The organism is Streptomyces sp. NPDC051136 (assembly GCF_044455745.1).
In the GTDB taxonomy this organism is placed as follows: Bacteria; Actinomycetota; Actinomycetes; order Streptomycetales; family Streptomycetaceae; genus Streptomyces.
Genome location: NZ_JBITFE010000011.1, coordinates 291,969 through 316,779, shown reverse-complemented (window position 1 = coordinate 316,779; position 24,811 = coordinate 291,969). Strand labels below are relative to the sequence as shown.

Genomic DNA, 24,811 nt, shown 5'->3' with positions numbered 1-24,811 from the left:
AGGTGTAGGACTGCTGGAAGCCGATCTGGGCGAGGGTCGCCATCATCGCGGGGCGGGTGAAGGCCTCGGCCAGGAAGATGACGTCGGGGTCGGTGTGGTTGACGTCGGCGATGACGCGTTCCCAGAAGGCGACCGGTTTGGTGTGGGGGTTGTCGACGCGGAAGATCCGCACCCCGTGCTCCATCCAGTGCCGCAGTACCCGCACCGTTTCCGCGTGGAGTCCTTCGGGGTCGGTGTCGAAGGCGATGGGGTAGATGTCCTGGTACTTCTTGGGCGGGTTCTCGGCGTGGGCGATGGTGCCGTCGGGGCGGTGGTGGAACCAGTCGGGGTGTTTGTGGACCCAGGGGTGGTCGGGGGAGCACTGGAGGGCGAAGTCGAGGGCGACTTCGAGGCCGTGGCGGGCGGCTTCGGCGACGAAGTGGTCGAAGTCGTCGAGGGTGCCGAGCGCGGGGTGGACGGTGTCGTGGCCGCCTTCGGGTGAGCCGATGGCCCAGGGGACGCCGACGTCGTCGGGGGTGGCGGAGAGGGTGTTGTTGCGGCCCTTGCGGTGGGTGGTGCCGATGGGGTGGACCGGCGGGAGGTAGACGACGTCGAAGCCCATGGCGGCGATCGCGGGCAGGCGGCGGGCGGCGGTGCGAAAGGTGCCGTGGGGCTGCTCGGGGGTGCCCTCGGAGCGGGGGAAGAACTCGTACCAGGCGCCGTACAGGGCGCGTTCGCGCTCCACCAGCAGCGGCAGCGGCTCGGAGGAGGTGACCAGGTCCCGCAGCGGATGCCGGGCCAGCACCGCGTCCACCTCCGGCGTCAGCGCCGCCGCCAGCCGGGACGCGGCCGGCCTGCTCTCGTCGCGCAGCGCGTCGACGGCGGCCAGCAGCTCACGCCGGTCCGCGCTCGCGGGCACGTCCGCGGCGGCCCGCTCGTACAGCCGGGCGCCCTCCTCCAGGACCAGGTCCGTGTCCATCCCGGCCGGGATCTTGACGCCCGCGTGGTGGCGCCAGGTGGTGACCGGATCGCTCCACGCCTCCACCGTGAACGACCACCGTCCGGGCTCCCCCGCCGTGACGGTGGCGCCCCAGCGGTCGGTGCCGGGGGCCAGCTCCCGCATCGGCGTCCACGGTCCCGGCCGGCCCCGTGGGTCCGTGAGGACGACGTTGGCGGCGACCGCGTCGTGCCCCTCCCGGAACACGGTGGCGGTGACCTCGAACGACTCGCCGGTGACGGCCTTGGCGGGCCTGCGCCCGCGCTGGACCACCGGGCGGACGTCCAGCACGGGGATGCGTCCGACGACGGCCGTGCTCTGCGTGGAGGTTGCTGACGAGTGGTGCGTGGCGGGCATGACCGCTCCTGTCCGCGTCAACTGGGTGGCCGGATGACTCTGGGGAGGTGGGTCCTGCGAGATGCTTACGGGGCGTACCGCAGGAGCCTTCCCACACTCTTCCGGTGGGCAATCCGGCGCTTTGTTAACTACTCCCGCGTATGTCGACACTCGCGGCACACACGGCGGTTGACGGTCGCGTTCCCGGATGCCGCTCCCGCAATCAGCGTTCTTCGCGACATGTGCAGCTTTTCGTGCGGACCCAGGCATCACAAGAAGGCCGACGGGGAAAGATCCGGCCATATCGGCACACGCGACACCGCACCGCCGCGACACGCCGTGCGCGTTAGCCCGTCCGGGGTGCGAGGACGGACCCGTTCAGGCCGAATCGGAGGGCCGGGGGCCAAGGCCCCAACTCGGGACACATCGCGAGGTAACGTCGTCGGGGTGAAGGCGATTCGTCGACTGACCGTCCGTCCCGTTCTCCCCGACCCCCTCCGGCCGCTCAGTGATCTGGCCCGGAATCTGCGCTGGTCCTGGCATCCGGAGACCCGCGACCTCTTCCAGTCCGTCGACCCCGAGTGCTGGACCGCGTCCGGCCGCGACCCGGTACGGCTGCTCGGCACCGTGCCGCCCGCGCGCCTCGCGGAGCTGGCCGAGGACCGGCGTTTCCTGCGCCGGCTGACCGCGGTGGCCGACGACCTCGACCACTACATGACCGGCGACCGCTGGTACCAGACCCAGCCGGGCCGACTGCCCGCCGCCGTCGCCTACTTCTCGCCCGAGTTCGGCATCACCGCCGCCCTGCCCCAGTACTCCGGCGGCCTCGGCATCCTGGCCGGCGACCACCTGAAGGCCGCCAGCGACCTCGGCGTGCCGCTCGTCGGCGTGGGCCTGCTGTACCGCCACGGCTACTTCCGCCAGACCCTGTCCCGGGACGGCTGGCAGCAGGAGCACTACCCCGTCCTCGACCCCCACGAGCTGCCCCTCGTCCCCCTGAAGGAGCACGACGGCACCCCCGCCCACGTGGCCCTCGCGCTGCCCGGCGGCCGGGAGCTGCGCGCCCGGATCTGGCTGGCCCAGGTCGGCCGGGTGCCGCTGCTGCTCCTCGACTCCGACGTGGAGGAGAACGACCCGGGCGAGCGCGGTGTCACCGACCGGCTCTACGGCGGCGGCAGCGAGCACCGGCTGCTCCAGGAGATGCTCCTGGGCATAGGAGGTGTCCGGGCGGTGCGCACGTACTGCCGGCTCACCGGCCACGCCGCGCCGGAGGTGTTCCACACCAACGAGGGCCACGCCGGCTTCCTCGGGCTGGAGCGCATCGCCGAACTGTGCGACGAGGGCCTGGAGTTCGGGTCGGCGCTGGAAGCGGTGCGGGCGGGCACCGTCTTCACCACCCACACCCCCGTCCCGGCCGGTATCGACCGCTTCGACCGCGAGCTGGTCGCCCGCCACTTCGGCCCGGACTCCGAGCTCCCGCGCATCGACGTCGAGCGCGTCCTGCGGCTCGGCATGGAGACCTATCCCGGTGGCGAGCCGAACCTGTTCAACATGGCCGTGATGGGTCTGCGCCTGGCCCAGCGCGCCAACGGCGTCTCCCTGCTGCACGGCGGAGTCAGCCGCCAGATGTTCGCCGGACTGTGGCCCGGCTTCGACGCCGACGAGGTGCCCATCACCTCCGTCACCAACGGGGTGCACGCGCCGACCTGGGTGGCGCCCGAGGTGTTCCGGCTGGGCGCCCGGCAGATCGGCGTGCAGCGGGCCGAGGACGCGCTGACCGTCGGCGGCTCGGAGCGCTGGGACTCGGTCGCCGACATCCCCGACCAGGACATCTGGGAGCTGCGCCGCACCCTGCGCGAACAGCTCGTGGAGGAGGTGCGCGAGCGGCTGCGCGCCTCCTGGCGGCAGCGCGGTGCCGGGACGGCCGAGCTGGGCTGGATCGACGACGTCCTCGACCCGGACGTGCTCACCATCGGCTTCGCGCGGCGCGTCCCCTCGTACAAGCGGCTCACGCTGATGCTGCGGGACCGGGAGCGGCTGACGGAGCTGCTCCTGCACCCCGAGCGGCCGATCCAGATCGTCGTGGCGGGCAAGGCGCACCCGGCGGACGACGGCGGCAAGCGGCTGGTGCAGGAGCTGGTGCGGTTCGCGGACGACGCGCGGGTGCGGCACCGCATCGTGTTCCTGCCGGACTACGGCATGGCGATGGCCCAGAAGCTCTACCCCGGCTGCGACATCTGGCTCAACAACCCCCTGCGGCCCCTGGAGGCGTGCGGCACCTCAGGCATGAAGGCGGCCCTCAACGGCTGCCTCAACCTGTCGGTGCTCGACGGCTGGTGGGACGAGTGGTACCGGCCCGACTTCGGCTGGGCGATCCCCACCGCCGACGGCGTGGGCACCGACCCGGACCGGCGCGACGCCATAGAGGCCAACGCCCTCTACGACCTGCTGGAGCAGCGGATCACCCCGCGCTTCTACGAGCGGGGCGCGAGCGGGCTGCCCGACCGGTGGCTGGAGATGGTCCGCCGGACCCTCTCCCTGCTCGGCCCGAAGGTGCTGGCCGGCCGCATGGTCCGCGAGTACGTGGAGCGGCTCTACGCCCCAGCTGCCGAGGCGCACCGCGCGCTGGACCCGGACTCCGCGCGCGGGCTCGCCGAATGGAAGGCACGGGTGCGGGCGGCCTGGCCGGGGGTGAGCGTCGACCACGTGGAGACGTCCGCCGCCACCGCCAGCGCCGAGCTGGGCACCACCCTGGCGCTGCGGGTGCGGGTGAAGCTCGGCGACCTCGCGCCGGACGACGTGGAGGTGCAGGCGGTCTCCGGCCGGGTGGACTCCGAGGACCGGATCACCGACGCGGCGAAGGTGCCGCTGAAACCGGTGGGCGGCCCCGACCTGGAGGGCCGCTGGGTGTACGAGGGCCCGCTCGCCCTGGACCGCACCGGTCCCTTCGGGTACACGGTCCGTGTCCTGCCCGCGCACCGGCTGCTGGCCTCCGGCGTGGAGACCGGCCTGGTCACGGTGCCCTCCGGCGATCTGGGAGAGGCGGCCGGGCTGCTGATGCGGTGAGGTGCCGGCAGCGGACGGCGAGGAGGGCTCAGTCCTCCTCGCCGCCGCTCAGCCGTCGCAGTACGGTGCCGCAGCGCCGGGCGTAGGCGTGCTGGAAGGCCCGGGCGGCCGGTCCGCCGGCCCTGGCGTACCACTTGGCGGGGCGGCTGAAGGCGGACACGGTCAGCCACACCGTGCCGTCGCCCGTGCGGTCCACCACGAAGGCCTCCTCGCCGGACTCCGGGTGACCGGGCAGCGTGCCGTAGGCCCAGCCGGCCCGGCGGGGCTCCTCCAGGGTCCACACCACCCGGCAGGGCGCCTTGATCATGCCGGCGAGGGTGACGGTGACGTCGACGCCGGGCGCGGCACGTTCCGCGTCCGCGTCGATGCCGACGCCCATCTCCCGGTGCATCTCCCAGGTGAGTACGGCCTCGGCCGCCCGCCGGAACACCGGTTCGCCCTCCCCGAGGCGGGTGCGTACGTGCATGGGGCGGAAGCCGGGCGGGCAGTGGCCCTGCTCGCGGGTGGCACCGACGTCGTCGTACGTGAAGGACATGGGCACCAAGACTAAGGCGGCACCCGGGAACCGCTGGTTCCGGGTGCCGCCCGTCGTGTCGGTGCCGGGGTCGCTCCCGGTCAGCCCACGTTGATCGCGGTCCAGGCCGCGCCCACCGTCTTGTACTCGGTGCTGTCGGCGCCGTAGAGGTCCGACGCCGCGCTCAGGGTCGCCTTGCGGGCGGCCGCGTAGTCGGTCGTCGACGTCATGTACTCGGTCAGCGCCTTGTACCAGACCTGCAGCGCCTTGGCGCGGCCGATGCCGGTGACGGTGGAGCCGTCGGAGGTCGGGGAGTCGTACGTCACCCCGTCGACCGTCCGCGACCCGCTGCCCTCGGCCAGCAGGAAGAAGAAGTGGTTGGCCGGGCCCGAGGAGTAGTGCACGTCGACGCCGCCGAGACCGGAGTCCCAGTAGTCCTTGGACGCGCCGTCCTTGCTGGGCTTGTCCATGTAGCGCAGCGGGGTGCCGTCGCCGTTGATGTCGATGGCCTCGCCGATGAGGTAGTCGCCCTTGTCGGTCGAGCTGTTCGCGAAGTACTCCACGCCGGTGCCGAAGATGTCGCTGGTCGCCTCGTTGAGGCCGCCGGACTCGCCGCTGTACTCGAGGCCCGCGGTGTTGGACGTGACGCCGTGGCTCATCTCGTGACCGGCCACGTCCAGCGAGGTCAGCGGGTTGGTGTTGCCCGTGCCGTCGCCGTACGTCATGCAGAAGCAGTCGTCCGACCAGAAGGCGTTGACGTAGTTGCTGCCGTAGTGGACGCGGGAGTAGGCCGCCTTGCCGTCGTTCTTGATGCCGTTGCGGCCGAAGGTCTGCTTGTAGAAGTCCCAGGTGGCCTGGGCCCCGTAGGCGGCGTCGACGGCGGCGGTCTGGTCCTGGGCGTCGCTGGAGGCGGTGCCGGTGCCCCAGGCGTCGTCGGCGTCGGTGAACAGGGTGCCGGTGCCGGAGGTCTTGCGGGCCAGGTTGTACGTCTTGTGGCCGCCGCGCCCGGTGTCGTACAGCTGGTACGACGAGCCCGACTTGGTGGTGCCCAGCTCGACCGTGCCGGAGTACAGGCTCTTGCCGGAGCCGGTCTCGATGCCCTGGTGCTCGTACAGCTTGGCGCCGGTGGCGGCGTCGGTGATGACGTGCAGTTCGTTCGGGGTGCCGTCGTCCTGGAGGCCGCCGACCACGGTCTCGTAGGCGAGGACGGGCTTTCCCTCGGCCGCCCAGATCACCTTGCGGGGCGCGGAGTCGGCCGCGGTCCGCGACGAACCGGCGTCCTTGGCGGCGGACAGCGCCTGCTGCTCGGCCCTGGCCGCCTTCACCTTCGGCGTGACGGTGGCGACCTCGACGGCGGCTCTGGTCGCCTTGGTGACGCCCTCGGTGGCACCCGACTTCGACCGGTGCACGACCAGGTCGCCGCCGAGGACGGGCAGACCGGCGTAGGTGCGCTCGTAGCGGGTGTGCACGGTGCCGTCGCGGTCCTTGACCACGTCCTTGACGACCAGCTTCTCCTTGGCGCCCAGTCCCAGCTCCCGGGCCGCGGCCGCCGCGCCGGCCTGCTGCTCCTGTATGAGCGCGCTGCGCGCGGTGTCCGACAGCAGGACGGGAGCGCCCGCGAGTGCCTGCGGCGCGCTGCTGTCCGCGGCGGCGTTGCCCGCGGTCAGACCGGTGGTCAGGAGCGCTCCTGCGGCGACCGCGGTGGCGAGGGCCAGCGTCGTGCGGTGGTGACGCGCGATGAGGTGAGACACACAAACTCCTTCGGTGGGGGGTCCCGGACGGCGTGGGGTGTCCGGCCGGTTGCTGCGAAGTTGTGCTGTGGGTGACGGAAGACTGACACCGAAGGCGCGTACATGTCAGGGGGGCGGAATGATGTTGGCCGAAAAGTGCCGTCGGGGCCTTTGTCGTGGAAATGTGAAGGCCGCGTGACCTGGTTCAAGCCGCAACAAGGCATGCGTAAGTGCTTGGCAAAAAACCGGCGGACGGGCGCCGGGGTGCGCGGACATGGAGAGGGCGCCGCTCCGGAGGAATCGAACCTCCGGGGCGGCGCCCTGACTCGGGGTGGTGCACCCGTGGGCCGGCCGGCCTACGGGAAGGTGAGCCGCCAGGCGTCGATGTAGCCGGTGTCCGCCGGGCCCAGGTCCTGGACGCGCAGCTTCCAGGTGCCGTTGGCCGTCTCGGAGGAGGCGTTGACCGTGTAGGTCTCGTGCACGTCGTCCGCCGAGTCGTTGCCGCTGTTCTTCAGGCGGTACGTGGAGCCGTCGGGTGCGACCAGGTCGATCTGCAGGTCACCGCGCCAGGTGTGCACGATGTCCACGCCCACCTTGAGGTTGCTCGGCGCGTTCCCGGTGCGGCCGGAGACCGTGACGGACGAGGTGACCGCCGACCCGTAGTCGGGGATGTTCACGTTCGCGGCGTTCTCGAACGTGGTGCCGCCGCCGGGGTCGCCGCCGCCGGGCCGCGAGCCGACGGCGATGCCCGCCCACGCGTTCGCCACGGCCGTGTACTCGGCGCTGGTCGTGCCGTACAGCTCACCGGCCGCCGCGAGGGTGCCGGTGCGGGCGCCCGCGTAGTTGGTGGTCGAGGTGAACTTGGTGGTCAGCGCGCGGAACCAGATCTTCTCCGCCTTGGCGCGGCCTATGCCGGTGACCGGGAGGCCGTCCGAGGTGGGCGAGTTGTAGGTGACACCGTTGATGGTCTTGGTGCCGCTGCCCTCGCTGAGCAGGTAGAAGAAGTGGTTCGCCGGACCCGACGAGTAGTGGACGTCCACCCCGCCGATCCCCGAGTACCAGTAGTCCTTGGACGCGCCGTCCTTGCTGGGCTTGTCCATGTAGCGCAGCGGGGTGCCGTCGCCGTTGATGTCGATCTCCTCGCCGATGAGGTAGTCACCGACGTCCGAGGAGTTGTTGGCGTAGAACTCGACCGACGTGCCGAAGATGTCGGACGTGGCCTCGTTCAGACCGCCGGACTCGCCGCTGTAGTTGAGGCCCGCGGTGTTGGACGTGACGCCGTGGGTCATCTCGTGACCGGCCACGTCGATGGCGGTCAGCGGGTTGGCGTTGCCCGTGCCGTCGCCGTACGTCATGCAGAAGCAGCTGTCCGACCAGAAGGCGTTGACGTAGTTGTTGCCGTAGTGGACCCGGCTGTACGCGCCCACGCCGTCCCCGCGGATGCCCGAGCGGCCGTGCACGTTCTTGTAGTAGTCCCAGGTCAGCGCGGCACCGTAGTGCGCGTCGGCGGCGGCGGTCTCGGCGTTGGACGCGGTGCCGTTGCCCCACACGTCGTCGGGCCCGGAGAAGAGCGTCCCGGTGCCGGAGGTGCCGCGGTTGAGGTTGTACGTCTTGTGGTTGCCGCGCGCGGTGTCGGTCAGCGTGTACGACGACCCCGACTGCGCGGTGCCCAGCGTCACCGTGCCGCTGTACATGGTGTTGCCGGTGCCGTTCTCGATGCCCTGGTACTCGTACAGCTTGGCACCGGTGGCGGCGTCGGTGACGACGTGCAGCTCGTTCGGGGTGCCGTCCTCCTGGAGGCCGCCCACGACCGTCTCGTACGCCAGGACCGGCGTGCCGTTCGCCGCCCAGATCACCTTGCGCGGGGCGCGGTCGGCGTCCGGCTGCCCGGCCCCGGCCGCCTTCGCGGCGGACAGCGCCTGCGACTCGGCCTTGGCGGCGGAGATCTTCGGCGTCACGGTGGCCGGCCTGATGGCCTTCGCCGTGGCCTTCACGACCTGCTCCGTCTTGCCCGCGTCACTGGTCACCACGAGGTCGCCGCCGAGGACGGGCAGGCCGTCGTAGGTGCGCTCGTAGCGGGTGTGCAGGGTGCCGTCGCTGTCCTTGGCCACGTCCCGGACGACCAGCTTCTCCTTGGCGCCCAGGCCCAGGTCGTCGGCGGTCTTCGCCTTGGTGGCGTTGGCGTCGCGGATCAGTTCGGCGCGCTGGGCAGGGCTGAGCCTGACCAACTCGCTGCCCTTCGCGGGGGACGGGCCGGGGGCCGCGGTGGCGGCACCGGACTGGACCGCCGTGGCGATCAGCGCGGCGACGCCCGCCAGGGCGACGGCCGCGGCGCGCCGGTGCGTGGCGCGGCGCGAGGAGATGTGAGAGGTGGTGTGGGAGGTGCGTCTGTGGGGAGTGTTGCTGCTCAACACCGACTCCTTCTGCGTGGCCGCGGGTCACGCGGCCAGGGAGACCGGTCGGCGGGTGGCCGGCCGGGCGGAACTGTGCGGTACGCAGAAACCACGTGCTAGGAGCTGGCCGCGGCACAGCGCTCGTGGGGAAGCTGTGGGGGCGCTGTGAAGGGGCCGACGGAAGAGTGGCAGGAGAATGCGCTTCTTGTCAGGAGCGCGTCAGTAACTTGGCTGGAAATGGTTCGTTGACCGGGCGTTCACGTTCGATAAACGGAATCGTTGCCGTTCGGGCCCCGTTGCTGTGCGGTCAGTCAGTAACGGGGGACCGCTCCCCGTGCCAGGAGCCCCACAGGGCCGCGTACGCCCCGCCCGCCGACACCAGTTCGTCGTGCGTGCCCAGCTCGGACAGCAGGCCGTCCTCCATCACCGCCACCCGGTCGGCGTCGTGCGCGGTGTGCAGGCGGTGCGCGATGGCGATGACCGTACGGCCCTTCAGCACGGCGGCCAGCGCCCGCTCCGTGTGCCGGGCCGTGGACGGGTCCAGCAGGGCGGTGGCCTCGTCGAGGATCAGCGTGTGCGGGTCGGCCAGCACCACCCGGGCCAGCGCGAGCTGCTGGGCCTGCGAGCCGTCCGTGGCGTGCGCGTGCTCCCTGGCCCCCAGCTCGGTGTCGAGGCCCGCCGGCAGCTCCCGCACCCACCCCTCGGCGCCGACGGTGGCGAGAGCGGCCCACAACTCCTCGTCCGAGGCGGCCGGTTCGGCGATGAGGAGATTGTCGCGAACCGTGCCCAGGAACACGTGGTGCTCCTGGGTGACCAGCACCACCTGACGGCGCAGCCGCTCCGGGCCCAGCGCGACCACGGGCACCCCGCCCACCGTCACCGAGCCCTCGGTCGGCGCGTCGATCCCCGCCAGCAGCCGGCTCAGCGTGGTCTTGCCGGCCCCCGAAGGGCCCACCAGCGCCAGCCGCTCGCCCGGCCGCACGCTCAGGTCCACCCCGCGCAGCACCTCGCCGCCGCGCTCGTAGGCGTACCGCACCCCGGACACGTCGATGCGGTCGTCCGCGGGCACCGCCGACTCGTCCGCCGACCCCCGTGGGGCCCGCGCGAGCCCCTCCACCCGGGCGAAGGAGGCGGCACCGGCCTGCAACTGCTCGGTCCGCATCAGCACCTCGTCGAGCGGCCCGGCCAGCTGCTGGAGGTACACGGCGCAGGACACCACCGCACCGAGACTGGCCGACCCGTGGGCGTGCAGGACGCCGCCGAGGAGCAGCACGCCCGCCACGGGGAGCACGTAGGAGACGTCCACCGCCGGGAAGAACACACTGCGCAGGAACAGCGTGCGGAAGCGAGTGCGCCGCGAGGTCTCCAGCGCCTCGCGGTTCGTCGTGACGCGCCGCTCGGCCAGCCCGAACGCCTCCACCGTGCGGGCCCCCGCGACGGTGGCCGCGAGACTCTCCGCCACGTCCGACCCGGCCGCGCCCTCGGCGAGGTAGGCGGCCCGCGCCCGGCGCAGGTACCAGCGCAGCGCCAGCCAGGCCGGCGTCAGCCCCAGCACCCCGACCAGCCCCAGCAGCGGGTCCAGCACGAACACCGCACCGATGAGGAACAGCGCCTGCACGGCGTTGACCAGCAGCTCGGGACCTGCGTCGCGCAGTGTCGTGCCGACGGCGGTCACATCGGCGGTCCCGCGCGTCGTCAGGTCCCCGGTCCCCGCCCGCTCCACCACCGACGCGGGCAGCGCCAGCGCCCGGTCCACGTAACGCTCACGCACCCGGGCGAGCGTCCGCTCCCCGAACCGGTGCCCCACGTACCGCGCCCAGCGGGCCAGCAGCAGCTGCGCCAGCGAGCACAGCAGGATGGCGAGCGCCATCCGGTCGACGGCGCCGACCCCGCCCCCGCCGCGCACCTCGTCGACGATCCGCCCCAGCAGCCAGGGGCCCGCGAGACCGGCGAGCGCCGCCAGCGCGTTGAGGCCCAGGACGACGGCGAAGGACCTCAGATCGGCGCGCACGAGACCGGTCGCCGCGCGGCGGACGTCGGCGCGCTCGGCGACGGGCAGGTGGGTCATCGGGCCGGCTCCCCTTCTTCGGCGTTCGCGGCGCTCTCGGTGACTCCGGCGTCTGCGGTGTCTGCGGCGTCTGCGGCGTCTGCGGTGTCCTCCGCGTCGTCCCGCGCGACCAGGGCGCGGTACTCCGGTTCCGTGTCCAGGAGTTCGCGGTGCGTGCCGGTCGCCGCGACCTTGCCGTCGACCAGGTGGTGCACGACGTCCGCGCGGTCGAGGAGGAGCGGTGAGGTGGCGGCCAGCACCGTGGTCCGGCCCCGGCGGGCGTGCTTGAGGCGGTCGGCCACCGCGGCCTCGGTGTGGGCGTCCAGGGCGGAGGTGGGCTCGGCGGCGAGGAGGACTTCCGGGTCGGTCAGGAGGGCCCTCGCCAGGCGGATGCGTTGGCGTTGTCCGCCGGACAGGTCGCGGCCCTGCGCCGCGACCCGGGTCCTCAGGCCGTCCGGGAGGGTGCGGACGATGTCTTCGGCCGCGGCCGCGTGGATGGCCGCGGTGAGGCGCGGCGTCCCGTCTGCCCCGGTGGGTTGCTCGCCGAGTGCGGGTGCCTCGTCGCTTGTCGCGCCCACGCGGCGGAGCCCCACGTCGGCGCGGCCCGCGCCCCTGAGGCCGGTGTCCGGACCGCCCATCACTTCGCTCAGGGTGCCTGCGAAGAGGTCGGCCTCCGGGTCGGCGACCAGGATGCGGGAGCGGATCTGGGTGAGGGGGATGTCGGCCAGCGGGACGTCGCCCCAGACCGCGTCGGACGGGGCGTAGCGGCCCAGGCGGTCCAGGATGCCGGTGGCGTCGGACGGGCGGGAGGCGACGATCGCGGTCATGCGGCCGGGGGAGACCCGGACGCCCGACGCCGGGTCGTACAGCACCGAGGGTTCCGCCGGGGCGTCCCGGGTGCCCGTGTCCGGTTCCGGTTCCAGGCGCAGGAAGGCCACGACCCGGCGGGCGGCCACCACACCGCGGCTCAGCTGGTGGCCCATCTCGATGAGGAACGCCACCGGCCAGCCCAGCGCGACGACATAGCCGTACACCGACACCAGTTCGCCCACGCTGATCTGCCCCTGGGCCGCCAGCCGGGCGCCCAGCCAGGTCACCAGGGCCAGGAACAGCACCGGCAGCCCCACCCCGAGGGCCTGGATCCAGCTGGTCACCGCGCCGACCCGGTAGCCCTGCTCGCGCAGCCGGCCCGAGTCACGGCGGAAGGCGTCCGCGACCAGGCCCTTGCCGCCCAGCCCGTTCAGCACCCGCAGCCCGCCCGCGAGGTCGCCGATCCGCGCGGTCAGCACCGACTGCCGCTCCCGGTACTCGGTCTCCCGGCCCTGCAGCCGGCCCATCAGCGGACCGAGCACCACCCCGAGCAGCGGCACCCCCAGCAGCACCACCAGGGCGAGCCGGACCGACACCGACAGCATCAGTCCGCCGACCGCCGCGTAGGCCACGACCGCCCCGACGCCCGGCCCCACGGCCGTGAGGGAGGTGCTGACGGTCTGCACGTCGCCCACCCCGATGGTGACGACCTCACCGGTCCCCACCTGGGCGCGCAGCGCCGCACCCAGGCGCGTCGCCTGGCCGACGACCACCTTGACGGTGCGGAAGTTGGCGTCCATCCGCACCTTCGTCATCGTGCGGTGCCGCATCATGCCCAGCCAGGCGTTGACCGCGCCGACGGCGACCATCGCACCCGTCCAGCCGGCCAGCGCGCCCATGTCACCGGGCTCCAGACCGTGGTCGACGGCCCGCGCCATCAGATACGGCGTCGCCGCCAGCAGCACCATCCAGACACTGGCCAGCACCGCCCCCGCCAGACACCGCGGCCACTGCCGCCGGACCAGCCACGCCAGGTACCGCCAGCCGCCCCGCCGGTCCGGTGCGCCCGGATCCGCGTACGCGTCGATCCTCATGCCAGGCTGTCCCGCCAGGCCCGGTGCAGGTCCGCGAACCGGCCCGTGCCGGCGATCAACTCGTCCGGGGCGCCGTCCTCGACGATCCGCCCGTGCTCCATCACCAGCACCCGGTCGGCGATCTCCACGGTGGACAGCCGGTGCGCGATCACGACCGCCGTACGGCCCTTCAGCACCGTCGTCATCGCCCGCTGCACCGCCCGCTCCCCGGGGATGTCCAGCGAACTGGTCGCCTCGTCCAGGATCAGCACCGCCGGGTCCGCGAGCAGCGCCCTCGCGAACGCCACCAACTGCCGCTGGCCGGCGGAGATACGACCGCCCCGCTTGCGCACGTCGGTGTCGTAGCCGTCGGGCAGCGCGGCGATGAAGTCGTGCGCGCCGATCGCCTTCGCGGCCCGCTCGATCTCCTCCCGCGTCGCCTCCGGACGGCCGATGGCGATGTTGTCGGCGACCGTGCCGGAGAACAGGAACGCCTCCTGCGTCACCATGACCACCCCGCGCCGCAGTTCGGGCACGGCCAGGTCGCGCAGGTCGGTGCCGTCCAGCAGCACCCGCCCCGCCGAGGGGTCGTAGAACCGGGCGAGCAGCTTGGCCAGCGTCGACTTGCCCGCGCCGGTCGAGCCCACCACGGCGACGGTCTGCCCGGCCGGGAGCGTCAGCTCGAAGCGCGGCAGCACCTCGCCGCCGGTGCGGTAGCCGAAGCTCACCGACTCGAAGACGACCTCGCGGCCGGGCAGCTCCGACGCCGGCGGCGGCAGCTCCTTCGGCGCGGCCGGCTCGGGCACCGTCGGCGTCTGGGCCAGCAGCCCGGCGATCTTCTCCAGGGAGGCCGCCGCGGACTGGTACGAGTTCAGGAACATGCCGAGCCGGTCGATCGGGTCGTACAGGCGGCGCAGGTACAGGACCGCCGCCGCCAGCACGCCGAGCGCCAGGGTGCCGTCGGCCACCCGGTAGGCGCCCCACAGCACGATTCCCGCGACGGCCGTGTTGGCGACCAGCCGCGAACCGACGACGTACCGGGCCATCTCCAGCAGCGCGTCGCCGTTGGTCCGTTCGTGGTGGTGGTTCAGGACCGCGAAGTCGGCGTCGTTGGCGGCCTCCCGGCGGAAGGCGCGCACCGGCCGGATGCCGTTCATCGTCTCCACGAACTTCACGATCACCGCCGCGATCGCCGTCGACCGCTGCCGGTACACCCGCCCCGCGCGCCGCCGGTAGAGCCGCACCAGCGCGTACAGCGGCACGAACGACGCCACCGCCACGGCACCGAGGCCGAGGTCCAGCCAGAGCAGCAGCGCGGCGATGTAGACGAACGACAGGATGACCGTCACCAGCTCCTGGAGTCCCTCGTCGAGCAGCTCGCGCAGCGACTCCACGTCGGTGGTGGACCGCGAGATGAGACGGCCCGAGGTGTAGCGCTCGTGGAAGTCGACGCTGAGCGCCTGCGCGTGCCGGAAGATGCGGCCGCGCAGGTCGAGCAGCACGTCCTGGCTGACCCGGGCCGCCGCCGCGATGAAGGCGTACTGCAGCCCGCCCGCCGCCAGCGAGCACAGCAGGTATCCGGCCCCCACCGCGATCAACGGTCCGTGGTCGTCGTCGCGCAGGGCCGGCACGGCGTGGTCGATGGCGTACGCCACCAGCAGTGGGCCCGCCTGCACGGCCGCCTGCTGCAGCAGCAGGAGGAGGACGGTGAGGGCCACCCGCGCCTTGGAGGGAGCCAGCAGGGAGCGCAGCAGGGCGGCCGTCGCGCCGGCCGGGCTGGGCAGGACGTCCTGGTCGAAGACGTCGCCGGCGGATCCCGCCCCCGCCTCGGCCGGGTCCGCCTGCCGCGGGTCCTCCGGCTGTCCCCGGTCCGGCACGGTGGCCGTGGGCGCGGTCATCGGCCGTCCCCTTCCTGGAGGTCCTCGTCGTTCCCGGCCCCGTCGAGGCCCGACATCAGACGGGCGTACTCGGGGCTGGTGCGCAGCAGTTCGTGATGGGTTCCGACGGCGGCGATACGGCCCTCGGAGAGCAGGGCGACACGGTCGGCGAGCAGCACGGTGGACGGGCGGTGGGCCACGATCAGCGCGGTGGTGTCCGCGAGGACCTGCCGCAGGGCGGCCTCCACCGCGGCCTCCGTGTGCACGTCGAGGGCGGACAGCGGGTCGTCCAGGACGAGGAACCTCGGTCTGCCGACCACCGCCCGCGCGAGCGCCAGGCGCTGACGCTGGCCGCCGGAGAGGCTGAGGCCCTGCTCGCCGACCTGGGTGCCGGTGCCCTCGGGCAGGGCGTGCGCGAAGTCGGCCTGCGCGACGGCGAGCGCGCGGTCCAGCTCCGCGTCGCCGGCGTCCTCGGCGGCCCCCATCAGCACGTTCTCGCCGACGGTGGCCGAGAAGAGGGTGGGCTCCTCGAAGGCGACGGCGACCATGGCCCGCAGCTCCTCGCGGGACAGGGCGGTGATGTCCTCGCCGTCCAGCGTGATCCGGCCGCCGGTCACCTCGTGCAGGCGGGGGACGAGCGCGGTCAGCGTCGTCTTGCCGCTGCCGGTGGCACCGACCAGGGCCATGGACTCGCCGGAGCGGATGTGCAGGTCGACGTCGGTGAGGAGGGGCGGGGAGTCGGGGGCCGCGTCGGGATAGCGGAACCGCACGTTCTCGAACCGCAGGCCGTCCGTCACCGCGGGCGATCGTGCCTCCCCCCGTGCCGGAACGGCCGGCAACGCACCCCGCGACGCCGGGCCGTGCTCCCCGCCTTCCGGCTCCGGCGTACGGTCGCCGGCACCCCCCGCCGACTCGACCTCCGCGTCCATCACCTCGAAGTACCGGTCCGTGGCCGTCGCCGCCTCCTGGCTCATCGCCAGCAGGAAGCCGATGGACTCCACCGGCCACCGCAGTGCCAGCGCCGTGGACAGGAACGCCACCAGCGTCCCCGCCGACAGCGTCCCGTCCGCCACCTGCACCGAGCCGACCACCAGCGCCGCACCGATCGCCACCTCGGGCAGCGTCACGATGACCGCCCAGATCGCCGCGAGCAGCCGCGCCTTGCGCAGCTCCGTGCCGCGCAGCGTGTGCGACAGCTCGTGGAAGGCGCGGGCCTGGCTGCGGTGCCGGCCGAAGCCCTTGATGATCCGGATGCCGAGCACGCTCTCCTCGACCACGGTGGTCAGATCGCCGACCTGGTCCTGCGCGCGCCGCGCGACCGCGGAGTACTTCTTCTCGAAGATCCCGCAGGTGATCATCACCGGAATGGCGGGCCCCAGCACGACCAGCCCCAGCGTCCAGTCCTGGACCAGCATGATGCCGACGCCGACCAGGATCGTCACGCCGTTGACCAGCAGGAACGTCAACGGGAAGGCGAGGAACATGCGGAGCAGCATCAGGTCGGTCGTCCCGCGCGACAGCAACTGCCCCGAGGCCCAGCGGTCGTGGAAGGCCACCGGCAGCCGCTGCAGATGCCGGTAGAGGTCCGCGCGCATGCCCGCCTCGACCCCGGCCAGCGGCCTGGCCACCAGCCACCGCCGCAGCCCGAACAGCAGTGCCTCCGCCACTCCGAGGAGCAGCAGGTACCCCGCCCCGAGCCACACCCCGGCCGGGTCGCCGTCGGCCACCGGCCCGTCCACCATCCACTTCAGGACGAGCGGGATCACCAGCCCGACGCAGGAGGCGAGGATCGCTATGACCGCCGCCGTCCCCAACCGGGCGCGCACCGGCCGCACATAGGGCCACAGCCGCAGCAGGGCACGCACGGTGGAGCGCTTCTCGGCGAGGTCCGCGGCGGCCGGCGGAACGGGGTCCGGACCGAGATCCGTGGCGGGTGCAGGTGTCGTGGACATCAGCAGCGAGCCTACGGTTCACCACTGACACTGCCCACCGGGTTTTCCGGCCCGCCGGGGTCGGCGGAGGGCTCACCGGAGTCGTACGCAGGGCTCACCGGGTCGCGGCGGTGCCCCGCCGGGTCGTACGGGCGCATCAACCGATCGGCTGATGCGCCTTCGAGCGCGTCGGCCGATGTGCGGGGCCCCGGGCCGCGGGGACGCTTGCACCATGCCCGTCATCGAAGTCACCGACCTGCGCAAGTCCTACGGCGGCCGCCCCGTCGTCGACGGTGTGTCCTTCGCCGTCGAGGAGGGCGAGATCTTCGGCGTCCTCGGACCCAACGGCGCCGGCAAGACCACCACCGTCGAGTGCGTCGAGGGACTGCGCGTCCCCGACGCCGGCCGGGTCCGGGTCACCGGCCTCGACCCCGTCGCCGACCACGAGCGGGTCGCCCGGGTCCTGGGCGCCCAGCTCCAGCAGAGCGAACTCCAGCCCAAGCTCACCGTCCGCGAGGCCCTGGAGCTGTACGCCGCCTTCTACCCGGCCCCGGCCGACTGGCGCCCGCTCGCCGAGCGGCTCGAGCTCACCCCCCTGCTGGACACCCGGTTCGCCAAGCTGTCCGGCGGCCAGAAGCAGCGCCTGTTCATCGCGCTCGCCCTGGTCGGCGATCCCCGTGTCGTCGTCCTGGACGAGCTGACCACCGGCCTCGACCCGCGCGCCCGCCGGGAGACCTGGCAGCTCATCGAGGACATCCGCGCGGGAGGCGTCACCGTCCTGCTGGTCACCCACTTCATGGAGGAGGCCCAGCGCCTGTGCGACCGGATCGCGGTGATCGACCGGGGCCGGGTCGCCGCGCTGGACACCCCGGCCGGGCTGATCCGGCGCACGGCGGGCGCCACCGTCATCAGCTTCACCCCGTCCGCCCCGCTGCCCGAGGCGGACCTGCGCGCGCTGCCCGAACTCGTCTCCGTCGACCACAAGGACGGCCGCGTCACCCTGTCCGGCACGGACGAGACGGTCAACGCCGTCATCACCCTGCTCGCCCGCACCCGCGTCACCGCCCACCAGCTCCGGGTCACCGACACCACGCTGGACGACGCCTTCCTGGACCTCACGGAGGCCACCGCATGAGCACCGACGTCTTCGACACCGCCGTCCTGCGGACCGAGCTGCGGTTGTTCCGCCGCGAACCCGGCGCCCTGTTCTGGATGCTGGTGTTCCCGACCCTGCTGCTGGTGATCCTGGGCTCCGTCCCGTCCTTCCGGGAGGCCGACCCCTCCCTCGGCGGGCTGCGGCCGGTCGACGCCTACGTACCGGTGGCCGTGCTGCTCGGCCTGACCGTCGGCGGCCTCCAGGGCATGCCGCAGGTCCTTACCGGCTACCGCGAGCGCGGCATCCTGCGCCGGATGTCCGCCACGCCGGTGCGTCCGGCGGCACTGCTGTCCGCGCAGATGACGGTGTGCGGCGCGGCCGCGCTGGTCTCGGCGCTGCTCGCGCTCGCGGTCGGCCGGCTTGCCTTCGACGTGGCGCTGCCCGGGCAGCCCCTCGGCTACCTCCTCGCGCTGCTGCTCGCGGTACTCGCCGCGCTCTCCCTTGGGGCCGTGCTCTCCGCGCTGTCCCGCACCACGAAGATCGCCGGTGCGATCGGGTCGGCCGCGCTGTTCCCGGCGATGTTCTGCGCGGGCGTGTGGCTGCCGGTGCAGGCCATGCCGGACCTGCTCGCCCGCGTCGTGGGCTGGACCCCGTTCGGCGCGGCCGCGCAGGCCCTGAACGAGGCCGCCGCGGGCGACTGGCCGGGCTGGACCCACCTGGCGGTGCTGGTGGCCTGGACGGTGCTGCTCACGGCGGCCGCCTCGCGCTGGTTCCGCTGGGAGTGAGCGCCGGGGAGCGGATCGCCGGTGAGCCGGGAGCGAGGGCCCGGAGCGAGCGCCGCGAGCGAGGGCCGGGAGCGAGCGCCGGGAGCGAGCGCCGGGAACGAGAGAGGGAGGGACGCCGCGGCATGTCCGACAATGACCCCATGACGCGGACGGCGACGGTCGACGAACGGTGGGCGGCCTTCCACCGCTGGGGCCCGTACGCCCTGCTGGCCGTCGGGACCCTGATCGCCTGGTCGGCCGCCGACGCCATCGGCATGACCACCGGCGAACGCCGGGCGAGCGGCGCCCTGATCGGCGCGGCCGTCGCGCTGCAAGTGTGGTGGAACCGAGCCGTGCGGAGCCGCCCGGGACCGTCCCCGGCCGGCACCTGCTACTACGCCGTCCGCTGGGCCATCGGATTCGCGCTCACCTGGCTCAACCCGCTCTTCGCCTTCTACGCGGTCGTCGGCTACTTCGGCGCCCAGCACCTGCTGCCGCGCCGGCTGCGCATGGCAGGGCTGTTCGCCACCGCCGTCACGCTCGCGGGGTCGCAGTCCGGCGGGCTGCCGCCCCGGGGGCTCATGGGCTGGGTCCTCTTCGGCGCGATCCTCACCGTCAACAGCATGCTGCTGGCCGTCTTCGGGCACTTCGCCGCCCTGGAGGAGGCCCGCAGCCGCACCCGGGTCGAGACCATCGCCGAGCTGGAGCGCACCAACACCGCCCTCCAGCAGGCCCTCGACGAGAACGCCGCCCTTCACGCCCAGCTCCTCGTCCAGGCCCGGGAGGCGGGGGTCGCCGACGAGCGCAGGCGGCTGGCCGCCGAGATCCACGACACCATCGCCCAGGGCCTGACCGGCATCATCGCGCAGCTCCAGGTCGTGGCGGCCACCCCGGACCGGGCGCTCGGCCGCGCGCACCTGGACCGGGCCCTCGCCCTGGCCCGGCACAGCCTCGGCGAGGCCCGCCGCTCCGTGCACAACCTCTCGCCGGTCGCGCTGGCCGACGACGGACTGCCGGACGCGCTGAAGAAGACGGTGACGGAATGGGGCGAGCGCACCGGCGTCCAGGCCCGGTTCACCGTCACCGGCACCGCCGAGCAACTCCACGACGAGGTCGCCGCCACACTCCTGCGCATCGCCCAGGAGGCCCTGTCCAACACGGCCCGGCACGCCGCCGCCGGCCGGGTGGGCGTGACCCTCTCCTACATGGGCGACGAGGTCACCCTCGACGTCCGCGACGACGGCCGGGGCTTCGATCCGCCGACCGCGCGCGCGTGCACCCCCGCCGGCGGCTTCGGCCTCGACGGCATGCGGTCCCGCGCCGAGCGCATCGCCGGTTCGCTCACCGTGGAGGCGGAACCGGGGCACGGCACGGCCGTCTCCGCTCGCGTACCGTTGGTCCGCCATGACCGATGACGCCCCCACCGACGACGCCCCCACCGACGACGCCCCGACCCACGACGTCCCGACCGGCGACGCGACGACCGGCGATGCGACGACCGGCGACGCCCCGACCGGCTACGTCCCCACCGGTGACGCGACGACCCCGGACGGCGTGATCACCCTCCTCGTCGTCGACGACCACCCCGTGGTCCGCGACGGTCTGCGCGGCATGTTCGAGTCCGCGCCCGGCTTCCGCGTCCTCGGCGAGGCCGCGGGCGGCGCCGAGGCACTGGAGCGGGCCGCCGCGCTCGACCCCGACGTGATCCTCATGGACCTGCGGATGCCGGGCGGTTCGGGCGTCGACGCCATCCGGGAGCTGACCCGGCGCGGTGCCCGCGCGCGCGTGCTCGTGCTCACCACGTACGACACGGACTCCGACACCCTGCCCGCCATCGAGGCCGGTGCCACCGGCTACCTCCTCAAGGACGCGCCCCGCGACGACCTGTTCACCGCGGTCCGCGCGGCGGCCGAGGGACGCACGGTCCTCTCCCCGGCGGTCGCCTCCCGCCTGGTCTCCGCCGTCCGCGGCCCGAAGGCACCCGGTGGCGAGCCCCTCTCCGCCCGCGAACGCGAGGTGCTCGCCCTGGTCGCCCGGGGCACCTCCAACAAGGAGATCGCCCGGGAGCTGTTCATCAGCGAGGCGACCGTGAAGACCCACCTCACCCACCTGTACGCCAAGCTCGGCGTGAGCGACCGCGCGGCGGCCGTCGCGACCGCGTACGACCGTCGCATCCTCGGCTGACGCCCCCGGCCGGAGCCTCAGGCCGCCGGGTAGGGCAGCAGCTCGTGGTCGGTCCGCTCCCAGGCCGCCCGCAACTCGGCCAGCAGCTCGGGCCGGTCCTGCGCACGGTCAGCCTGCTCGCGGGCGTCGGCGGCGAGGTCGTACAGGTGGTCGCGGCCCTGGGCGTCCCGGTAGTACTTCCAGTCGCCCCGCCGCAGCGCGCGGTTGCCCCGCACCCGCCAGAACAGGTCGCGTTCGGGCAGCTCGCGGCCGTGCAGCAGGTAGTCGGCGAGGCTGTGGCCGTCGAGGGGGTACGCCGGGTCCGGCCGGGCGCCGCCCAGCTCCAGCAGCGTCGCCGTCCAGTCGGGCGAGTAGACCGGCTCGTGGCTGACCTGCCGTCCGTCGACACGGGCCGGCCAGCGCAGCACGGTTGGCACCCTGATGCCGCCCTCCAGCAGCTGCGACTTGCCGCCGCTGAGCGGCCACTGGTAGGAGAAGCGCTCGCCGCCGTTGTCGCTGGCGAAGACGACGACCGTGTTCTCCTCCTGGCCGGACCGGCGCAGCGCCGCGAGCACCCTGCCGACCGAGGCGTCCAGGTTCTCCACCATCTCCCGGTACTTCTCCACCGAGCCGCCGTCGTTGTGCAGCAGCGCGCCCAGGACGTTCCCGTCGCGCACCTCCGCGGCGATCGCGGCGCCGGTCTCCTCGTCGTCCTCGGTCAGCCACGGCCAGTGCGGGGTGGTGAAGTTCAGGTTCAGCAGCCACGGCCGGCGGTGCTCGCGGCCGACGTACTCGACGGCCCGCTCGGTCAGGACGGTGGTGTAGTACCGCAGGTCCTGGTACGTGGCGTCGCCCTCGTACAGGTCGTAGTCGCCGAGCTGGCCCAGCTTGGAGAAGTACTCCAGCGCACCGCCGAAGTTGCCGAAGAACTCGTCCCACCCGGACTTGGTCGGGCTGTGGTCGGGGAGCCAGCCGCAGTGCCACTTGCCGATCAGGGCTGTGGCGTAACCGGCCTGCCTCAGCAGTGACGCGAGGGTCGGGTGGTTCGGGTCGAGGCCCTGGCTGCGGTCGCCGATCGGCTCCGCGAGCCCGCCCTCGGTGCGGCCCGGATACCGCCCGGTGTACAGGCTGAACCGGGTGGGGGAGCAGGTCGCCGACCCCGAGTACGCCTGGGTGAACCGCACGCCCTGCGCGGCGAGCCGGTCCAGGTGCGGGGTCCTGATGTGCGGGGCGCCGTACGAGGACAGGTCGGCCCAGCCGAGGTCGTCGCCGAGGATGAACAGGATGTTGGGACGCCTGCCGGGCCGGGACGCGGGGCGGGTGCGGGCGGCGAAGGGACGTTCGGCCGGCGCGGAGGCGGCGGTGGAGGACGTGGCGGCCTCGGCGGCGGACGTACCGGCGACGGCGCTCACCGCACCGCCGCCGACCAGGCCGCCGAAGACGCGGCGGGACATCTCGGGCATGGGTGATCCTCTGGAGGACTAGGTCGGAGGTGCGCCCGAAGAGGCGCCGACCGGGGACGTTTCCAGGCACGCGAAGTGCCGGTCAAGAAGATCGCCGCCGCGTTCACGGAGCCGAAACGAGGCCTCAACGAACGGCCCGGTGCGGCGTGCGTCGACCGCCCTAAACCGACCGCCCTCAGCCGACCGCCCTCAGCAGCAGCACCGTCCGGCCCGGCACCGTGATCCGGGTACCCGCCGGATGCACGGCGCCCGGCGCCTCGTCCTGCTCCTCCCGGCCGGTGTCGACGACCACCTCGTAGCGCTCGGCCCACGGAGGACCGGGCAGGTCGAACCCGGCCGGTCCCTCACCCGCGTGCAGGACGGCCAGGAAGCTGTCGTCGGCGATCGGGTCGCCGCGCTCGTCGCGGCCCGGGATGTCCCGCCCGGACAGGTACATGCCGAGGGTGGCGGCCGGGGCGTACCAGTCCCGCTCCGTCATCTCCGTGCCGCCCGCCGTGAACCAGGCCAGGTCGCGCAGGCCGTGGGGGGAGTGCGCGCGGCCGGAGAAGAAGGCCCTGCGGCGCAGCACCGGGTGCCGGTGGCGCAGCGCGATCAACCGGGAGGCCAGCTCGAACAGCGGACGCCACTCCGGGTCGTCCAGCAGGCTCCAGTCCACCCAGCCGATCTCGTTGTCCTGGCAGTACGCGTTGTTGCTGCCGCCCTGGGTGCGGCCCATCTCGTCGCCCGCGACCAGCATCGGCACCCCGGTCGACAGCAGGAGCGTGGTCAGCAGGTTGCGGAGCTGGCGCCTGCGCAGCGCCCGGATCTCCGCGTCGTCCGTCTCCCCCTCCGCGCCGCAGTTCCAGGACCGGTTGTCGTCCGTGCCGTCCCGGTTGCCCTCACCGTTGGCCTCGTTGTGCTTGCGCTCGTACGACACCAGGTCGCGCAGGGTGAAGCCGTCGTGGGCGGTGACGAAGTTGACCGAGGCGTACGGTCTGCGCCCGCCCCACGCGTACAGGTCGCTGGAGCCCGACAGGCGGTACCCCATCTCCCGCACGTCCGGCAGGGCGTGCCGCCAGAAGTCCCGCACCGCGTTGCGGAAGCGGTCGTTCCACTCGGTCCACAGCGGCGGGAACGCGCCCACCTGGTAGCCGCCGGAGCCGACGTCCCAGGGCTCGGCGATCAGCTTCACCCGGCGCAGCACCGGGTCCTGGGCGATCACCGCGAGGAACGGCGAGAGCATGTCGACGTCGTGCATCGAGCGGGCCAGCGCCGCCGCCAGGTCGAAGCGGAAGCCGTCCACGCCCATCTCGGTGACCCAGTACCGCAGCGAGTCGGTGATCAGGCGCAGCACGTGCGGCTGGACGACGTGCAGGGTGTTGCCGCAGCCGGTGTAGTCGGCGTACCGGCGGGCGTCCGGCTGGAGGCGGTAGTAGCCGCGGTTGTCGATGCCCTTGAGGGAGAGCGTCGGGCCCAGCTCGCCCGCCTCCGCGGTGTGGTTGTAGACCACGTCGAGGATGACCTCGATGCCGGCCTCGTGCAGCGCCCGCACCATCCGCTTGAACTCGCCGACCTGTCCACCGGCGGTGCCGGAGGCGGCGTAGGCGGCGTGCGGGGCGAAGTAGCCGACCGAGTTGTAACCCCAGTAGTTCTTCAGACCCCGGTCCAGCAGATGGCTCTCGTGCGCGAACTGGTGCACCGGCAGCAGCTCCACCGCCGTCACGCCGAGCCGCGTCAGGTGCCCGATCGCCGCCGGGTGCGCGAGGCCCGCGTACGTGCCGCGCAGCTCGGGCGGGATGTCCGGGTGGAGCTTGGTGAAGCCGCGCACGTGCAGCTCGTAGATGACCGAGTCCGCCCACGGCGTCTTGGGCCGCCGGTCGTACGCCCATTCGTCGTCGGTGGCGTCGTCGTGGACCACGACACCCTTGGGGACGTACGGCGCCGAGTCCCGGTCGTCGCGCACGGTGTCCGCCACCCGCTGCTCGGGCCAGTCGCGGACGTGTCCGTAGACCTCGGGCGGCAGGGCGAAGTCACCGTCCACGGCGCGGGCGTACGGGTCGAGCAGCAGCTTCGCCGGGTTCCAGCGGGCGCCGGTCCACGGGTCCCAGCGTCCGTGCACCCGGTAGCCGTAGCGCTGGCCGGGCACGACGCCCGGCACGAAGCCGTGCCAGATCTCGTGCGTCAGCTCCGTCAGCGGCACCCGCCGCTCCCCGGCACCGGGGCCCGGCCCGTCGAACAGACACAGCTCCACCGCCTCCGCCCCGCCCGCCCACAGCGCGAAGTTGGTCCCCGCCACCTGGTCCGGGCCGGTCCGGAACCGGGCACCCAGCGGCACCGCGGTACCCGGCCAGGCCGGCGCGGCGGGCGGCGGCGCGGCCCGCCGTCCGCCGTTCACCACGACGGCCGGGCGCCCGTCCGCGACGGTCCGGCCGTCCGCGGTGCTCCGCCCCTCCGCGGCGGCCCGCTTCCCGGCCACCGCCTCCTGCTCGGCTGCGCTGGACACCTGTCAGCCTCCCACGGCTCGTGGAACGACGTCCGGCAGGAGGGCGTACGGCGTCCCGGCCGCTGCTCCCCGTCGCGTCGTCCTCCCCAC

The 24,811-nt window shown here is 73.3% G+C and carries 15 protein-coding genes; 5 read left to right on the top strand and 10 right to left on the bottom strand.

All coding sequences use genetic code 11. The annotated features are described in order from the left end of the window. Positions 1–1,333: maltotransferase domain-containing protein (locus ACIBCJ_RS30150; protein ID WP_365981186.1), on the bottom strand; the 1,333-nt coding region annotated here is incomplete at its 3' end. A gap of 426 nt (positions 1,334–1,759) precedes the next feature. Here ACIBCJ_RS30150 and ACIBCJ_RS30145 point away from each other — a divergent pair. Then, the gene (locus ACIBCJ_RS30145) at positions 1,760–4,378 is read left to right on the top strand and encodes a glycosyltransferase family 1 protein (RefSeq protein ID WP_362102698.1); all 2,619 of its coding nucleotides are present in this window, start codon (positions 1,760–1,762) and stop codon (positions 4,376–4,378) included. Positions 4,379–4,406: 28 nt separating this feature from the next. Here ACIBCJ_RS30145 and ACIBCJ_RS30140 read toward each other — a convergent pair whose 3' ends face one another. From ACIBCJ_RS30140 to ACIBCJ_RS30110, 7 genes are all read right to left on the bottom strand, one after another. Beyond that, positions 4,407–4,913 carry a DUF1990 domain-containing protein gene (locus ACIBCJ_RS30140; RefSeq protein ID WP_362102695.1) on the bottom strand — a complete coding sequence of 169 codons (507 nt, stop codon included), beginning with the start codon at positions 4,911–4,913 and terminating at the stop codon, positions 4,407–4,409. An 80-nt stretch (positions 4,914–4,993) separates the two neighbouring features. Continuing rightward, positions 4,994–6,643, bottom strand: coding sequence for a M4 family metallopeptidase (locus ACIBCJ_RS30135; RefSeq protein WP_365981185.1), 1,650 nt, complete (start codon positions 6,641–6,643; stop codon positions 4,994–4,996). Between the two features lie 335 nt (positions 6,644–6,978). Beyond that, positions 6,979–9,033: a M4 family metallopeptidase gene (locus ACIBCJ_RS30130; RefSeq protein ID WP_362102689.1), complete on the bottom strand. Its 2,055-nt coding sequence runs from the start codon at positions 9,031–9,033 to the stop codon at positions 6,979–6,981. Positions 9,034–9,322: 289 nt separating this feature from the next. After that, entirely contained in the window at positions 9,323–11,083 is a 1,761-nt protein-coding gene (locus tag ACIBCJ_RS30125; RefSeq protein WP_365981184.1) for an ABC transporter ATP-binding protein, read from the bottom strand. Continuing rightward, complete coding sequence (locus ACIBCJ_RS30120) at positions 11,080–12,966, bottom strand: ABC transporter ATP-binding protein (protein WP_365981183.1); 1,887 nt, start codon at positions 12,964–12,966, stop codon at positions 11,080–11,082. Before ACIBCJ_RS30120 ends, ACIBCJ_RS30125 begins: the two co-directional genes overlap by 4 nt. Next, entirely contained in the window at positions 12,963–14,843 is a 1,881-nt protein-coding gene (locus ACIBCJ_RS30115) for an ABC transporter ATP-binding protein (protein ID WP_362102680.1), read from the bottom strand. The genes ACIBCJ_RS30120 and ACIBCJ_RS30115 overlap by 4 nt, the downstream gene beginning before the upstream one ends. After that, positions 14,840–16,774: an ABC transporter ATP-binding protein gene (locus tag ACIBCJ_RS30110; protein ID WP_365981182.1), complete on the bottom strand. Its 1,935-nt coding sequence runs from the start codon at positions 16,772–16,774 to the stop codon at positions 14,840–14,842. The genes ACIBCJ_RS30115 and ACIBCJ_RS30110 overlap by 4 nt, the downstream gene beginning before the upstream one ends. Positions 16,775–16,985: 211 nt before the next feature. Between ACIBCJ_RS30110 and ACIBCJ_RS30105 the strand changes: the two genes are divergently transcribed. The 4 genes from ACIBCJ_RS30105 to ACIBCJ_RS30090 all read left to right on the top strand — a co-directional run bounded on the left by ACIBCJ_RS30105 (position 16,986) and on the right by ACIBCJ_RS30090 (position 20,797). Continuing rightward, entirely contained in the window at positions 16,986–17,888 is a 903-nt protein-coding gene (locus tag ACIBCJ_RS30105) for an ABC transporter ATP-binding protein (RefSeq protein WP_365981181.1), read from the top strand. Then, positions 17,885–18,634: an ABC transporter permease gene (locus ACIBCJ_RS30100; RefSeq protein ID WP_365981180.1), complete on the top strand. Its 750-nt coding sequence runs from the start codon at positions 17,885–17,887 to the stop codon at positions 18,632–18,634. Before ACIBCJ_RS30105 ends, ACIBCJ_RS30100 begins: the two co-directional genes overlap by 4 nt. 122 nt (positions 18,635–18,756) lie before the next feature. After that, a complete protein-coding gene (locus ACIBCJ_RS30095) occupies positions 18,757–20,028 on the top strand; it encodes a sensor histidine kinase (RefSeq protein ID WP_365981179.1) in 1,272 nt (423 codons plus the stop codon). Continuing rightward, a complete protein-coding gene (locus tag ACIBCJ_RS30090; protein WP_365981178.1) occupies positions 20,018–20,797 on the top strand; it encodes a response regulator transcription factor in 780 nt (259 codons plus the stop codon). The genes ACIBCJ_RS30095 and ACIBCJ_RS30090 overlap by 11 nt, the downstream gene beginning before the upstream one ends. A 17-nt stretch (positions 20,798–20,814) precedes the next feature. On the opposite strand, the gene ACIBCJ_RS30085 is transcribed toward ACIBCJ_RS30090, so the two are convergent. Beyond that, positions 20,815–22,239 carry a sulfatase-like hydrolase/transferase gene (locus tag ACIBCJ_RS30085; RefSeq protein WP_365981177.1) on the bottom strand — a complete coding sequence of 475 codons (1,425 nt, stop codon included), beginning with the start codon at positions 22,237–22,239 and terminating at the stop codon, positions 20,815–20,817. 175 nt (positions 22,240–22,414) lie between these two features. Beyond that, a complete protein-coding gene (glgX, locus tag ACIBCJ_RS30080) occupies positions 22,415–24,721 on the bottom strand; it encodes a glycogen debranching protein GlgX (RefSeq protein ID WP_362102660.1) in 2,307 nt (768 codons plus the stop codon). Between the last annotated feature and the right edge of the window lie 90 nt (positions 24,722–24,811).

Bases quoted from the DNA above. Each gene is read 5' to 3' on its own strand.
- ACIBCJ_RS30110 (WP_365981182.1), bottom strand. From the start codon at position 16,774: ATGTCCACGACACCTGCACCCGCCACGGATCTCGGTCCGGACCCCGTT.
- ACIBCJ_RS30085 (WP_365981177.1), bottom strand. From the start codon at position 22,239: ATGCCCGAGATGTCCCGCCGCGTCTTCGGCGGCCTGGTCGGCGGCGGT.
- ACIBCJ_RS30090 (WP_365981178.1), top strand. From the start codon at position 20,018: ATGACCGATGACGCCCCCACCGACGACGCCCCCACCGACGACGCCCCG.
- ACIBCJ_RS30125 (WP_365981184.1), bottom strand. From the start codon at position 11,083: ATGACCCACCTGCCCGTCGCCGAGCGCGCCGACGTCCGCCGCGCGGCG.
- ACIBCJ_RS30100 (WP_365981180.1), top strand. From the start codon at position 17,885: ATGAGCACCGACGTCTTCGACACCGCCGTCCTGCGGACCGAGCTGCGG.
- ACIBCJ_RS30105 (WP_365981181.1), top strand. From the start codon at position 16,986: ATGCCCGTCATCGAAGTCACCGACCTGCGCAAGTCCTACGGCGGCCGC.
- ACIBCJ_RS30115 (WP_362102680.1), bottom strand. From the start codon at position 14,843: ATGACCGCGCCCACGGCCACCGTGCCGGACCGGGGACAGCCGGAGGAC.
- ACIBCJ_RS30140 (WP_362102695.1), bottom strand. From the start codon at position 4,913: ATGTCCTTCACGTACGACGACGTCGGTGCCACCCGCGAGCAGGGCCAC.
- ACIBCJ_RS30120 (WP_365981183.1), bottom strand. From the start codon at position 12,966: ATGAGGATCGACGCGTACGCGGATCCGGGCGCACCGGACCGGCGGGGC.
- ACIBCJ_RS30095 (WP_365981179.1), top strand. From the start codon at position 18,757: ATGTCCGACAATGACCCCATGACGCGGACGGCGACGGTCGACGAACGG.